At 67.1% G+C, this 14,412-nt stretch carries 9 protein-coding genes; 2 read left to right on the top strand and 7 right to left on the bottom strand.

Going from position 1 to position 14,412, the window contains the following annotated elements:
• The first annotated feature begins 391 nt into the window (after nt 1–391).
• Nucleotides 392–1,567, top strand: a complete 1,176-nt coding sequence (locus tag ABQU90_RS20275; protein ID WP_323520761.1) for a benzoate/H(+) symporter BenE family transporter — start codon at nt 392–394, stop codon at nt 1,565–1,567.
• Between the two features lie 223 nt (nt 1,568–1,790).
• Here ABQU90_RS20275 and bphP read toward each other — a convergent pair whose 3' ends face one another.
• From bphP to ABQU90_RS20245, 6 genes are all read right to left on the bottom strand, one after another.
• Complete coding sequence (gene bphP, locus ABQU90_RS20270; protein WP_323520762.1) at nt 1,791–3,695, bottom strand: bacteriophytochrome BphP; 1,905 nt, start codon at nt 3,693–3,695, stop codon at nt 1,791–1,793.
• Entirely contained in the window at nt 3,692–4,285 is a 594-nt protein-coding gene (locus ABQU90_RS20265; protein WP_323520763.1) for a biliverdin-producing heme oxygenase, read from the bottom strand. Before ABQU90_RS20265 ends, bphP begins: the two co-directional genes overlap by 4 nt.
• A gap of 99 nt (nt 4,286–4,384) precedes the next feature.
• Nucleotides 4,385–5,650 carry a TCR/Tet family MFS transporter gene (locus ABQU90_RS20260; RefSeq protein ID WP_055852348.1) on the bottom strand — a complete coding sequence of 422 codons (1,266 nt, stop codon included), beginning with the start codon at nt 5,648–5,650 and terminating at the stop codon, nt 4,385–4,387.
• Nucleotides 5,651–6,675: 1,025 nt separating this feature from the next.
• Entirely contained in the window at nt 6,676–8,850 is a 2,175-nt protein-coding gene (locus ABQU90_RS20255) for a lytic murein transglycosylase (RefSeq protein ID WP_323520764.1), read from the bottom strand.
• A 339-nt stretch (nt 8,851–9,189) separates the two neighbouring features.
• Nucleotides 9,190–9,396, bottom strand: coding sequence for a hypothetical protein (locus ABQU90_RS20250; RefSeq protein ID WP_323520765.1), 207 nt, complete (start codon nt 9,394–9,396; stop codon nt 9,190–9,192).
• 809 nt (nt 9,397–10,205) lie between these two features.
• Nucleotides 10,206–10,595: a YchJ family protein gene (locus ABQU90_RS20245; protein WP_323520766.1), complete on the bottom strand. Its 390-nt coding sequence runs from the start codon at nt 10,593–10,595 to the stop codon at nt 10,206–10,208.
• A gap of 266 nt (nt 10,596–10,861) precedes the next feature.
• Between ABQU90_RS20245 and ABQU90_RS20240 the strand changes: the two genes are divergently transcribed.
• Nucleotides 10,862–11,635: a sulfite exporter TauE/SafE family protein gene (locus ABQU90_RS20240; RefSeq protein WP_193552549.1), complete on the top strand. Its 774-nt coding sequence runs from the start codon at nt 10,862–10,864 to the stop codon at nt 11,633–11,635.
• A gap of 25 nt (nt 11,636–11,660) precedes the next feature.
• Here the strand turns inward: ABQU90_RS20240 and ABQU90_RS20235 are convergent, their stop codons facing one another.
• On the bottom strand, nt 11,661–13,721 hold the full coding sequence (locus tag ABQU90_RS20235) for a TonB-dependent siderophore receptor (protein ID WP_323520767.1): 2,061 nt from the start codon (nt 13,719–13,721) through the stop codon (nt 11,661–11,663).
• Nucleotides 13,722–14,412 lie beyond the last annotated feature (691 nt).

Genomic DNA, 14,412 nt, shown 5'->3' with positions numbered 1-14,412 from the left:
TTCATCTCCGTCAACCCCTCGTGAAGAGGAAGTTGCCGCCGCTGCACTTCAATCCGCCGTAGCGTCTTTCCGTGTAGAGAGCCGCCCATCATAGCCGGCTTTTCCGTTTCGTCAACACCTTTCGGTGTTTCTGATTCGCCCCGTTCGTTGTTGCGGTGCTTGAAGAGCGCCGCCGTCCTGAGCGAGGTCGCGCAGTTTATCGAGCCTGTGCAGAAGTGCAAGCACTTTTTGACACGGGCATGACAAAGCGCCGAATTTCTTGGGCAGGCTCCAACACGGCAAGGACACCAGCGCGCTCCATGGTCACCTCTATATAGAGTGGTGCGCTCCACGCTTCGGTACCGCTGACTGGTTGGCTCGGTAAGAATGCAGGGCCCGGAGGAGCCCTACGATGCCGCCAGCCCGCAACCTGTTCCGCGATCTATCCCTGTCAGCGATTGCCGCAGGCTTTGTCACCGTGCTGGTGGGATTTGCCAGTTCTGCGGTGATCGTCTTCGAGGCGGCGCGACATCTGGGCGCGGACCAGGCGCAGATCGCATCGTGGATGTGGGCGCTTGGCATCGGCATGGGCGTGACGTGCATCGGGTTGTCGCTGCGCTACCGCGTGCCGGTGGTGACGGCCTGGTCCACGCCGGGTGCGGCGATGCTGATCGGCAGCGCCGCAGGGGTTCCCTTGCGTGAGGCGGTCGGTGCATTTGTGGTTGCGGCGGTGCTTGGACTGGTGGCCGGGTTCTCCGGGTTGTTCGAGCGGGCGATCAAGCGCATGCCGGTGTCCCTGGCGTCCGGCATGTTGGCCGGGGTGCTGCTGCGCTTTGGACTGGATCTGTTCGTGGCGATGCAGAGCCAGCGGGTCCTGGCAATCGCGATGCTGGCCACCTATCTGGTTGGCCGGCGCTGGTTTGCGCGCTATGCGGTGATTGCGACCTTACTGGTGGGCATTGCGATTGCGGCGGGCGGTGGGCTGATGCACTGGGATAGCGTGCAGCTGGAGCTGGCCTATCCGGTGCTGGTGGTGCCGTCGCTGTCGTGGGCGGCGGTGGTCGGGCTGGCGATTCCATTGTTCGTAGTGACGATGGCCTCGCAAAACGTGCCCGGCGTGGCGGTGATCCGCGCGTCCGGCTACACGGTGCCGATCTCGCCGACGATCGGCTGGATCGGTGTGGTCAATACGTTGCTGGCGCCGTTCGGCGGCTACGCCTTGAACCTGGCCGCGATCACCGCGGCGATCTGCATGGGTCGCGAGGCGCATGAGGACCCTGCCCGGCGCTATACCGCCGCGGTGAGCGCGGGCGTGTTGTATGTGGTGATCGGCTTGTTCGGGGCGACCGTGGCGGCGGTCTTTGCGGCGTTCCCGCGCGAGCTGGTGATGGCGATTGCCGGGATCGCGCTGCTGGGCACCATCGGCAACAGCCTGGCGGCAGCCTTGCGCGAAGACAGCGAACGCGAGGCGGCATTGGTCACCTTCCTGGTGACGGCCTCCGGGCTGAGCTTGGGAGGGATCGGTTCGTCGTTCTGGGGGCTGGTGGCCGGGACCGTCACCCTGTTGCTGTTGCGGCCGCGCGCTTGACGCGGCGATTGCAGCTCAGCGCTGGCAGCGCTGCGGGGGCTCGATGTCCTTTGGTGTGTTCCCTCAGGCTTTGAGCGGTACCACGACTGATCGATACGCAGTGACTCAAGAGGCTGAAGGGACGCATCGTTGCCCGGGCCGCTGGTGATGTTGCCCGACGCGATGGATGCGGCAGCAGCGGCCGCCTGCAACCGCCACTCGACGTCAATGCGTCGGGCGGCACTTACTCCGGATCGCGCAGCTGCAGCAGCCAGTGGGCGATGACGCCGCTGGGGCTGGGCAGCGGTTCGAGATGGAATTGGCGATAGATGGGCGAGCCATCGTGGGCGCGCAGCGGCAGGGTGACGTAGGCGGCGCGGCCCAGGCGCAGGGCGTCCTCGAGCAGTTCGACCTTGGACCTGGCGGCATCGTCGGCCACTAGGGTCAGAATGTCGCAACCGATCAGCTCGGCAACCTCGGCCTGGCTGAGGTCGGCAAATGCAGGGTTGGCGAAGATCAGCCGGTGCGGGGCGCTGCTGGCGCCCCGCTCGATAATGGCCACGCCGTCGCGCAGACGCGACAGCGAGGCTTCCAGCAAAGTGAAATCCTGCTGGAAGCGCTTGCGCTCCATCAGTTCGATCAACACGCGCAGGCTGCGTGCCGACTCCAGGTGCAGCGGCGACCAGCGACGCGCGCGGCCGCTCACGGTTTCCTGCCAGAGATCGAAGCTCTTGCGGGGCGACAGCCGTGAGTTGGGGATATCCGGCAACTTGGCCAACTGCGGGTTGCCGGCCCATTTGACCTGCTGCACCTGTTCGCGGCGTGTCCATAGCAGCGCGCTGCGCGATTGCGGCATCAGCGGCACGAAGATGAAACCAGCCGCCAGTGGCGCGAGATCGGCCAGCTCCGGGAACACCTCGCCGATGGCATCCACATGCAGGGCGCCGAGGGCGTCCTCGCGCAGCGCCTCGTGGTGCTCGGATTCGATGTGGTTGCGGATACGCCGGAGCGCGGCGGCATCGGGCGTACTGCCGTGACGGCTGATCTCGTTGCCATGGAAGATCGCCACTCCGTCGGCATCCACCACGTCCATCAGATCCGGCGCCATGTCGGCGAGCAGCTCCACGGTCATGTGGTCGGCGGCATTGAAGTCGGTGATCAACTTTTCGCGCACGGTGAGCAGCACCGATTCCAGATGCGCGCGCGACACCGCCTGCAAGGCGCCGATGCGTCCGGCTAGCGCGCGGGTGACCGCATCGGTGGCATCGCGCATGGCGTGACTGGTGAAGTGCGGGCTGTAGTGATGGCATGCGATCAGCCCCCACAGCACGTCGTTGACCACGATCGAGGAGACCAGGGTGGCGGTCACGCCCATGTTGGCCAGATATTCCAGATGCACCGGCGAGACGCTACGCAGGCTGACGTCGCTCAGATCCACCGGGGTGCCCAGGCGCGGATGCAGGGTGGGCTCGATCGGCGATGGCCGGTAGCCGACATCGGCGATCTGGCGGACGCGGTTGCGCAGGTACAGCGCGCGCGCTTGGGCCGGGATATCGGTGGCCGGGTAATGCAGGCCGAGGTAGGCCTCCAGATCGGGTTGGCGTGCCTCGGCGATCACGTCGCCGTTCCACTCTTCGTCGAAGCGGTAAATCATCACCCGGTCGAAGCCGATCATGCTGCGCAGGCCTTTGGCCGCCCGCACCGCGGCTTCGGCGATGCCGGGATCGCGCTCGATGCTGCGCAACAGCGGCAGCGCTTCGCGCAGGGTAACGTCGATCAGGCGCGCGTCGCGCGGCTCGATTTCGATCAGCCACTGCTCGGGATACAGATGCCAGGCGGCCACCCAGGGGTGGTCGGTGGGCGCAGCGCGCCTGGGGAAGCGCACCTCCGCATGCAACAGGTGTTGCGGTTGATCGTCCACTGCGAAGGGCTGCGCGTCGGGCAGCTCCAGCACCTGGGCGTAAGGCATGCCGAGCAAGGCGTCCATCGGCACGCCGAGCAGGTCGGCTGCGGTGGTGCTGGCCTGCACGATGCGGCCGTCGGCCGGTTCGATCACCAGCAACACGCCATAAGGCTGGATCAAGCCGGGGATGTGGATCGGCTCGCGCGCGCAGACATCCATATCCAGGGGTTCGGTGGGCTGATTCACGGGTACGGCTCCGCTGCGAGGCAAGTGTGGAAGTGGGCAAACATGGCCTGCGCACCAGCGATGGCGGCAGCCTGCGTGTGGGCGGAATCCAGGCGCTGATCGAGGACCGCCTGGAAGCGGCGCCAACCGGCGGGGTCTTCGTCGGCCAGTTCGAAATACTGCAGCGCGTCGGCCAGGCCGGGCTGGTGCTTGCGTAGACCGCGCGCGATGACGCGGCCGCCAAGCTGCGAGCCTTCGACCACATACAACATGCCCCAGCGCGTGGCATCGGTGCGCGCAGCGGGCAGCGCGATCGGCGGGCCCGGTGGTTGATCGAGCGCCCGCAGATCCGCACGCAGGGCCGGCACGCGGCGGCGATAGTGCCAGCCGTTGCCGACCAGCGTGCTGAGCCAATCGCCCAGATGCGTTTCGAAGCCGGCCAGCAAGGCGTGGTGGCGACGCAGGATCTGCGCATAGCTGGCGCGATCGACCTGTCCCTGCCCCAGGGCCTGCATCAGCGGCACCGCTTCGACCAGGCGATGGGTGTCCTGGGTGGCGTGCCGCAGCACGTGCGCGGCCGATGGCGGAACAGCCAGGGTGTCAGGACACATAAGCAATCGAGGCGGTGCCGCGGCACGGAGTGCACCAGCCTAGCAGCGCCTGTGCAAATCAGATAAAGCGGACGCAAGTGCTGGATGAATACGTTGGCATCAGCCCTGGGCTGCCGGAGCGATGCCACCGCCCCGCCCGGCGCGCTTCCATGCCATCACCCACCCGGCGGCGAGTAGCACACCGGCCAGCAACCACGGCGCGCCGGGCAGATGCAGTGGCGCACCACTGCCGATGAACCAGGCAAACACGTTGGCGAACAACAACGGCCCGGCGATACCGGCCAGGCTGATCAATCCGGTCAGTGCGCCCTGCACGCGACCCTGCGCATCGGCGCCGACTTCGCGGGTGATCAAGGCTTGCGCGGCTGGTGCGGCGATCGCCCAGAAGGCGCTGATCGGCACGCCGATCAGGAACGCGGCACCACTGTCGGCCAGCCCGTAGATGACGAAGCCCACCACCCCGCAGCCCAGGCCCAGCAACAAGGCGCGACGTTCGCCCAGCCAGCGCACGATCCGGCCGACCAGCAGCGCGTTGACGATGATGCTGCACACCCCGACCCCGGCCAGCACCCAGCTCACTTCGCGCGGGCCCCAGTGGTACTGGTAGCCGGCGAACAGCACGAAGATGCTGGGATAGACGTAATGCGCCAGGTTGGCCAGAAACACCACCGAGGCCAGGCCGAACACCTGCGGGTAGCGGCGTAGCAACTTGAGTGCGCCCAGCGGGTTGGCATGCGACCACTCCAGGCGTGCGGTGCGGCGCTCGGGCGGCAGCGATTCGGGCAGCACGAACCAGCCGTACAACACGTTCAACAGCGCCAGGCCTGCGGCAAACCAGAACGGCCAGCGCAAGCCGATGCCACCCAGCCAGCCACCGATCAACGGGCCGGCGACAAAGCCAATGCCGAACGCGGCGCCGAGCATGCCGAACGCGCCGGCGCGTTTGTCGGCGGGTGTGACGTCGGCGATGTAGGCGTTGGCCGTGGAAAAACTGGCCGAGCAGATGCCCGAGATCACCCGTGCCAACAGCAGCATCGGCAAGCTATGGGCGATGGCCATCAGGATGAAATCCAGGCCCAGGCCCAGGCACGACAGCAGGATGACCGGGCGACGGCCGAAGCGGTCGGACAGGGCGCCTTGCAGCGGCGAGCAGACGAACTGGATGGAGGCGAACAGGAAGCCGAACCAGCCGATCCAGCCGGCGGCCACCACGTAATCGCCACCGGTGAAATGCCGCACCAGATCCGGCAGCACCGGAATGATCACGCCGAAGGACAGCACGTCGATCAGCACGGTGATGAAGATGAAGATCAACGCGGCGCGGCGGCGCCCCGGGGCTGGAGCGGAATCGGCGGAGAGAGACATCGCGCGGCCCAGGATGGCGAGGCGGGAAGTGTAGCTGCGGATTGGCTCGGATCGGCTCTGGGTGCGTGACCAGGCGTGGGCACGAGGCTTAAGCGGTGCGAGCGGCTGGATTGGGCTCGGCCGCAGGAGATTGGTGCAGTCGCTCTGTGGAGATCGCTTGGGTTTGGTGGGGCTTGTGCGAGCGGGCTGAGCGACTTGGTGCCTGAAGAGCGATGTCAGCTGATCTTTTTAGCTGCGAGCAGCGCCGGACGTGCGGGTGCGTTCGGCTGGGAGTTCTTGCTGACACCGTACCCTCATCCGCCCTTCGGGCACCTTCTCCCGGTGGGAGAAGGGATGGGTCGTGCGATGCGGCTTGGAGGTCTCCCGTCTGCCTGTGCATGGAGAAGTTGAGGTGCGGGTGGGTCCCGGCTGGAGTTCTTGCTGACACCGTACCCTCATCCGCCCTGCGGGCACCTTCTCGCGGTGGGAGAAGGGAGCGGGTCGTGCGATGCGGCTTGGATGTCTCCCGTCTGCCTGTACATGGAGAAGTTGAGGTGCGGGTGGGTCCGGTTAGAGCCCTTGCTGGAACCGTACCCTCATCCGCCCTGCGGGCACCTTCTCCCGGTGGGAGAAGGGGGTGGGTCGTGCGATGCGGCTTGGATGTCTCCCGTCTGCCTGCGCTTGGAGAAATGGCGCCATGCTCAAGCCCCTCTCCCGCCGGGAGAGGGGTTGGGGTGAGGGTGCGGCGGCTGCGTGTGGTGCGGCTGCAGTGCGTCTCCAACCCGTTCCACCTTGCTCTCTGGCTCTCTGGCTCTACTGCCCTTCGGCCGCTGCATCCTTCATGCAGGCTCCAATCAAAGGAACTGCGCGGCGATCAGACAGCGCGCGCCGTCGCAACGCTCAGCCGGATCGAATGGAGGCCATATCAACGCTCAGCATCCGTTGACGCGCAGTCGCGCCAGCCCTCGCCCACGGCCACCCACAGACGATGTGTGCGGCCGGCTGGGTGGGCCAGCGCCACACCGGCTGCGGCGTCTGCCACCAAGTTATTCGACGCTGATGGTCTGGGTCAGGGTGTGGCTGGCGCCGGGGGCCAGTTCGATCACGTCCGGGCCGGCGTTGGCCGCTTCCAGGCAGACGTAGTCGCGCCAGCCTTCGCCCACGTCGGCCATTTTCTTGCCGGCTTGCTCGCCCGGGTTCCAGGCCACCAGCGAGCGGCTGCCCTGGGTGGCGATGACGATGCGGCGGCCGAGCACCGGGTCGGTGAGGGTGTAGCGGCCGCCGGCGTTGGTGTAGATGCGGTCGCTGCGGCCGGGATCGCGCGGGTCGCGCAGGCTCCAGTCACCTTGCTGGCGATGCGCAGTGGCGTAGTTCTCGTATTTATCGAGATAGTCCAGGCCATCCAGGCCCTGCACGCTGACCTTGAGCGCGTCGCCGACGCGGAAGTAGTTGTGCAGCGCCTGGGTGAAGCGCACCGGGGCGCCGCTGGTGTTTTCGGTGATCAGGCGTTGTTCGAGGGTGCGGCCGATGCGCAGGGTCATGCGCAGGGTCATGCGCAGGCGCAGCGCCAGGTCGTCGAAGGCCGGCGGGGTGAGCGTGAGCACCACGGTGCCGTCGTCTTCGCGATGGCTCTCGGTGAGTTGCCACGGCACGGTGCGCACGAACCCGTGCGCGGGCACGTCGCCGGTCTGGTCCTGGCGGCCGAAGTACGGCCAGCACACCGGCGCGCCGCCGCGGATCGGGGTGGGCGGCTGCTTGGCGAGCGGCGACAGCCACATCACGTCCTGACCGCCCTTGGGCACGAACGACAGCAACTGGCCGCCGAACAGGCTGATGGCGGCAGTGGAGAACGGGGTGTCGATCAGCAGCGAGGGGAAGCCGTGGAAGTCGCCTGTGGTGAGGCCGGTGGTGTCGGACATGGGGGATGCCTTGTGGACGATAGGAGATTGGGCGAATGCGGGGTAAGCGGCCGGCAGCTTGAAGGCGGTGCCGCGCACGGTGGCCATGCCGGTGAGCGGCGGCGCGGCACGCAAAGCGGTGAGGATGCGCTGGCCGGGGCGGCCGTCGGCGGGCTGCAGGCCCAGCCGGGTCTGCTCGACCTGGATGGCGCGTCGGGTGGCGCTGCCGACCATGCCGTCGGCTTCGCCGATCTGGTAGCCGCGGGCGAGCAGCAACTGTTGCAGGTCGCGGCGTTCCGGACGGCCCAGGCCGGGGTCGTCGGTGGGCCAGGCGGCAACCAGCCCGGGGCCGCCGCGCAGGCGATCGGCCAGCAGCGCGATCGACAGCGCGTAGCTTTCGGCAGCGTTGTAGGCGTAGATCGCGTCGTAGTTGCGGAACACCAAAAAGGCCGGGCCGGTGGCACCAGCCGGTAGCAGCAAGGCGGCCGGCGTCTCGCCTAGTAGGCCGGTCGGAACCAGCGGCTTGCCGTCGGTGCCGAGCAGGCCGGCAGCCTGCCAGGCCTGCAAGGGTTGGCGGCGGGTGCGGCCGACCTTGCTGGCATCGAAGCCGCGCGGCAGGGTGACTTCCATCCCCCAGGGGCGGGCGCGTTCCCAACCGGCCTTGACCAGATAGTTGGCGGTGGAGGCCAGCGCATCGGGAATGCTGGCGACCAGATTGCGGCGGCCATCGCCGTCGCCGTCCACCGCAATCCGCGCATAGGTCGAGGGCATGAACTGGGTCTGCCCGAACGCGCCGGCCCACGAGCCGGTGAGCTCCTCCGGAGACAGGTCGCCGCGTTGCAACAGGCTGAGCAAGGCGAGGAATTCGCCGCGGAAGAACGGCTGGCGGCGGCCTGCGCACGACAGCGTGGCCAGCGAAACCAGCAGCGGGCGCTTGCCGGTGACGCGACCGTAGTCGCTCTCCACGCCCCAGACCGCCACGATGGTGGCCGGGTCGACGCCGGTCTGCTCGGACAGGCGGGTGAGCAAGTCGTGGTGGGTGAGCAGCATGGCCTGGCCGTCGCTGACGCGCTGGCTGTCGACCAGGCTGGCGAGGTAATCCCAGATGGGCGTGGTGAACTCCGGTTGCGCGTCCAACAGCGGCAACACGCTGGGATCGGGCGCCAACCCGGCGGTAAAACGCTGGAAACTGGCGGCGTCCACACCCTTGGCGGCGGCCTGGGGCTGCAACCCGGCCAGGCAACGGTCGAAGGCCGGGTCGGCGCAGGCGACCAGCGGCAGCAAAGCCATCAACAGCGGCAAGGCGCGCCGGGTAGGCGTCATGGCGCGGTGGCCGGCGGGTGGACGGACGTCATGCGGTAAAGCGCTCCAGTCGCGAATCGGTCCGGAAGGATAGCCAACCTGGCTGGGTCGAGGCGTGCAAGCGGCGGCTCCGGCGTGACGCGGTGGTTGCCGCGCGCGGCGGTGCGGGCGCGATGGATGTGTGGGCGGTGCGTTGGCTCGGCGGCTGCGGGGCTGGCGCCCGGTATCTGCTGCCGTCCTTGAACGGCACACACTCGACATCAGGAGTTTTTCACCAGTCAACCGCTTGAGTCCGGAGTGCGCTGGCGCTGGCCGGGTTGCGATTGCAGCTGGGGTAACGCGGGCGTCAGCGTTGACGCGTCAGCTGCCGTCGCCGGTGATGCCGCTCAGCAGCGACAGCGCTGGCGTGGAGGCGCCGGTCTCGACAACGCGGCGGCGGCGTGCGCGTCGCGGCGCATCGTGGCGAGGCCCAAAACGGACCATGCACGTGGCCAGCAACGCCGGCAACACGATTGCAAAGACCACCAAGGCCGTCAGCGCCCATTGCCAGAAGTTGAAGGTTGCCATGATCGCTGTCCGCCCCCCGCGGCGAGCTTCGCCGCGCGGCAAGCTTCCCGGATCGGCTGCGAACGCTGTGTCGACAAAGTGGCGCGATGGGCGCCGTTGGTCGGGTGAGGCGGCGATGGTGGAGGTGCTGCATGGCATGGCGCATACCAATCACGGCTGCGCAGCTACCAGGCGGGCGCGGATGGTGCTCGGTACTAGCCTGGATCAGGCATCCGCTTCGGTTCTGAGCGCGGTCCCCTTAGGGAACGATGGCTCGCTGCGGGTTATCTACCGCGCTGCATTCCCGATGGCGCTGGTTGGAGGCTGCGGCTGGCTGGTTGGAAGACATCAAACACGAAGGGCGGCAGGGGCGTTGAGGGTGGTCTTCCCCCTATTAGATTTGGGGGATTGGCCTGGGTCGAGGAGCGAGTGCGCCAGAGGAGGCACCCTCATCCGCCCGTTGGGCACCTTCTCCCGATGGGAGAAGGGTTTGAATTGTCTCTGTCTGAGACATGGTTGCGCGCGGTTGCGCTTGCGGTGGTCGATTGAAGCGGCTGCACGTCTTTTACGTCGCCCTTTGCTCTGTCATTGCGACAAGTGTCGGAGCACGGATGCGTGTGTGGTCATTCGCACGGTGGCTTGATCAACCACAGTTGCCCGACGAACCGGCCAGCGCGTTGTGCGGACTGCAGCACCGCTGGCTGTACTTAGCGAGGGCAAGCGTCGGAACACGGATGTACGCGCGGTCTTCCGCACAGTTGGACGATCAGCCACTGCTGGCAACGGAAACGGCCAGCACGTTGTGCGGACTGCAGCACCGCTGGCGGCACTCAGCGGGCGTCGAGGTAATGCCAGCGGCCGTCTTCGCGGACGAAGCGGCTGTGTTCGGTCATGCGCACCGCGCTGCCACCGCCGATGCGGTAGCGGGCCAGAAACACCACCTCGGCGGTGTCCTCGCCGGTGACGCTGGTGCGCTGGATGGTCAGGCCGAGCCAGGTGGTGCGGCCGCCTTCGTCCAGGGACAGCTCGGCCGGGCGCGTGGACGGGTGCCAGCTGGCCAGCAGGTAGTCGACATCGCGGCGCACATAGGCGCTGTAGCGCGAGCGCATCAAGGTTTCGGCATCCGGCGCAGCGGCACCGGCGTGGTAGAGCCCGCAGCAGCGCGCGTAGTCGGCGGAGCGGCCGCAGGGACAGGGATCGGTAGATGCAGAGTTCGCCATGGGGGGATTGTGCTTGATTCGGGATTCGGGATTCGGGATTTGGTGATCGGCAGGCGGCAGCGTCCATATGTCATGAGCGGTCTGCGGGGTTAAATACTCCTAGCTCCTGCTCCTGCTGCTACTGCTACTGCTACTGCTATCGCTACTACGCCTGATCCTGCTACTCCCGACGCTGCTACGCCTGCCGCCGTTCCGTTAGCTGTCACTGCGGCGCATGCCGTCAGTGCACTCGCTATGCTGTCGCCCCCGTCGTGCGGAGCGCCGTTGTGCTGGAGCTGATTCCCACCGAGTTGCCGTGGCTGCTGTGCATTGCGTTCGTTGCCGGGCTGGTGGATGCCGCGGTGGGTGGCGGCGGGTTGATCCAGTTGCCGGGATTGTTTGCGACCTTGCCGCAGCAGGCGCCGTCGCTGATCCTGGGCACCAACAAGTTCAGCGCGATGTTCGGTACCGGGGCGTCGGCGTGGCGGTATGCGCGCACGGTGCGCTTTCCGTGGCGGCCGGTGCTGTACGCCACTGCGGCGGCGTTTACGTTTTCGTTTCTGGGCGCGACGGCGGTCAGCCTGTTGCCCAAGCAGGCGGTGCGGCCGCTGATTTTGCTGTTGCTGATCGCGATGTTGATCTACACGCTGATCAAGAAGGATTTCGGCGCGCTGCATCGGCCGCGCGAGATCGGTCGACGCGAGTTGATCACCGCCTTGGCGATGGGCGCGGCGATCGGGTTCTACGATGGGTTCTTCGGTCCGGGCACGGGGAGCTTTTTGATCTTCCTGTTCATTCGCTTTTTCGGGCTGGATTTTCTGCGCGCTTCGGCGGCGGCCAAGGTAGTGAACCTGGCCACCAACCTGGCAGCGCTGTCGTTCTTTCTGCCCAGCGGCCAGGTGATGCTGGCGCTGGGCATTCCGATGGCGGTGGCCAACGTGGCCGGCGCGGTGGCAGGCACGCGGATGGCATTGCGCGGTGGCACGCCGTTGATCCGCAAGTTGTTCCTGGTGCTGGTGGTGGTGCTGATCGGCAAGATGGGCTGGGACCTGCTGCACTGATCACGCTGCAGATGTCCTCGCCTTTCTAAAACTCCATGCTCAACGTCGCCGACAGCGTGCGCGGTGCACCCGGGTAGTTGGTTGTCTGCGTCACCGGTTGCTCGATGTAAAAACGATTGGCGACATTGCGCAGCATCAACGCCAGTTGATAACGGCCGCCGAAACGGTACGCCGCCGATGCATCGAAGCGCGTGTAGCCGGCAATGCGATAGCTGTTGTTCAAGTCGCCCTCGCGCTCGCCGACATGCACCGCACCGGCGCCCAGGGTCAGGCCGTACAACGGACCGGTGGCCACGTGGTAAGTGCTCCACAAGCTGGCGCTGACGCGCGGCACACCGCGCAGGCGATTACCGACCGGAATCACGCTGTCGCGGGTGACCTGCGCATCCAGATAGCCGGCGCCGAGAATCATCCGCCAGTGTTGAGTGAGCTCGCCAGTGATGTCCAACTCGACGCCGCGCACGCGCTGCTGGCCGGTGACCAGCACAAAGCCGCTGTTGTCCGGGTCGCTGGTGGCGACGTTGTCCTTGGTGATCTGGAACGCCGCAGCAGTGGCGAGCACGCGGTTGTCGAGCAGCGCGCTTTTCAGGCCGATCTCGTACTGGCGGCCGGTCTCCGGCGGTGCGCTGCCGCCGGCAAACAGCGTGGCGCTACGCGGGCGAAACGACGTCGATGTATTCGCATATAGCGACAGCTGCGGCGCGGCCTTCCACACCACACCCACACGCGGCGAGGCGCGGCGGCCGTCTTCGCGGGTACGCACGCCGTTGTCGACCGTGGTCTGCTGCACGTCGTCCCAACGCACGCCGGCCAGCACGTCCCAGCGCTGCCCGATGCTGATCTGATCCTGCACGTACAACGCGGCGTAGCGCGCATCGACCTCGATCTGCCGCGCCGGCACGTAGCGGCCCGGCAGTGCGCCCTGCACCGGATTGGTCACGCTGATGCGGGCCAACGGCGCGCGGGCTTCATCGGTCTGGCGATGCGCATCGACGTATTCGGCGCCGGCCAGCAGCTGATGGCGCAGCGGGCCGGTATCGAAACGTGCCAGCGCTTCGGTCTGCGAGGTGGTCGCGCGTACCTGCTGGTCCTGACGCACGGCGCGGCGTTGCAGAAACGCACGGTCGGCGCTGAAGCCGGTGAAGTCGGCCACGTCGCGACCGCTGTCGCCGTCCTGGTGATTGAGGATCTGGCGCAGCGTCAGCCATTCCTTCGCGTCATATTCGATACGGCCGCGTGCAGTGCGCGAGGTGCCGCGATTGCGCGACCACGGCTCACCGAAGCTGCGCTCTGCCGGGCCACGCACCACACCGTCGATGACGACCAGACCGCGATCGCCCGGGCTGGTCTGGCGGGTGTAGTCCAGATCCAGATCGGCACGCAGCTGCGCAGTGGGCCGCCATGCCAGCGAGGGCGAGACGAAGACGCGGTCGCCATCGGCCTGCGCAGCGCGGAAGCTGCCGGTCTGCTGCGCGGCGGCGCTGACGCGGGCAGACAGCGTGGGACTCAGCGGGCCGGTGATGCTGGACTGCACGCGGCGCAAGCCATGTTCGGCCACCTGCAGCGACGCGTTGCCGCCGAACGTGTCGTCCGGCCGCAGCGTGACCAGGTTGATCACCCCGCCGGGCTCGCCGCGCCCGTACAACACCGCCGCGGGCCCTTTGAGTACTTCCACCTGGGCGACATTGGCCAGGTCGCGCACGGTCTCGGTGAAGTTCTGCGCCGGGTTGAGCAGGATGCCGTCGACCGCATACGACGACGCTTCGAAGCCGCGAATGACGAAGGTTTCCGAGCGATTGCCCTGGGTGCCACCGGGCTGCACGTTGGACACATTGGCCACCACATCGACCAACCGGGTGAGTTGCTGCTCGTCGATCACCGAACGCGGCACCACCTGGATCGCCTGCGGGATGCGCTCCACCGGCGTCTGCGTGCGGGTGGCGCCGGCGGCTTTTTCCGGGCGGTACAAGGCGCGTCGCTCGCTCACCACGATGGCATCAAGCAGGCTGGCCTCCTGCGCGGCGGCCGGCAATGCGGCAAACAGGGACACCAACAACAACGGGCGCGGCAGGGGGCGTGGGGTCATCGACATCTTCAGCGGGAGCGATGTGTGCGATTGCGAACACATCAGGACCCGAGATGATAACGATTCCTATCTGCAAATGTGGAGTGTGCCTGCGCTGGGTGGTCGGTTGTCAGCCGCTCGTTTGACCATGCAAACGGCTGCATGCCGGCGCGCTGGTGGCCCGCGCACTCCGGCGTTGCGACGCAGAAGGCGACGCGTTGGCCTGGGCAGACACGGATTTTTTGGTCCAGCTGGCGGCAGGTACAGCGCGCTGTGCGGTTTACCTTGCCGGTTACCGTCATTTGAGCGAGGTGCACCTTCGGTGTTTGCACGCCGGACAAATGCGCCGACATCTGCGTTCGCAACGGCGTCTCTTTTTCAATGACGAGTATGCAGGCGGAGCCTTGCGCATGTGTCGCAGCGCCCGGGGCGACGTCATCGCTTGAGGGGACGACGCAGTCGACGTGTCGGCTGCCATCTAGCGACGAAGGCAACACCTGAGCAGCCCTACGCCGCGCAGCGTGTCGCTCGTCGCCGCCAGCGCCGTGTCTGCATGCCTGCGGCGGCGGTAGCGAGCCGTGACGCCGCGTCGGACGGCGGCTCCCACGGCACAGCCGCGCCGGGCACTCAGCGTTTGCTGCGTGCCTTCGATGCCGCACCACGCGCCGGTGCGGGCCGCGGCTTGGTGGATGCCGCTGACGCTGGCGTTGCG

This window comes from Xanthomonas sp. WHRI 10207 (assembly GCF_040202975.1).
In the GTDB taxonomy this organism is placed as follows: domain Bacteria; phylum Pseudomonadota; class Gammaproteobacteria; order Xanthomonadales; family Xanthomonadaceae; genus Xanthomonas.
Note: the sequence above shows the minus strand (reverse complement) of the source record. Positions and strands in the feature narration are given on the sequence as shown.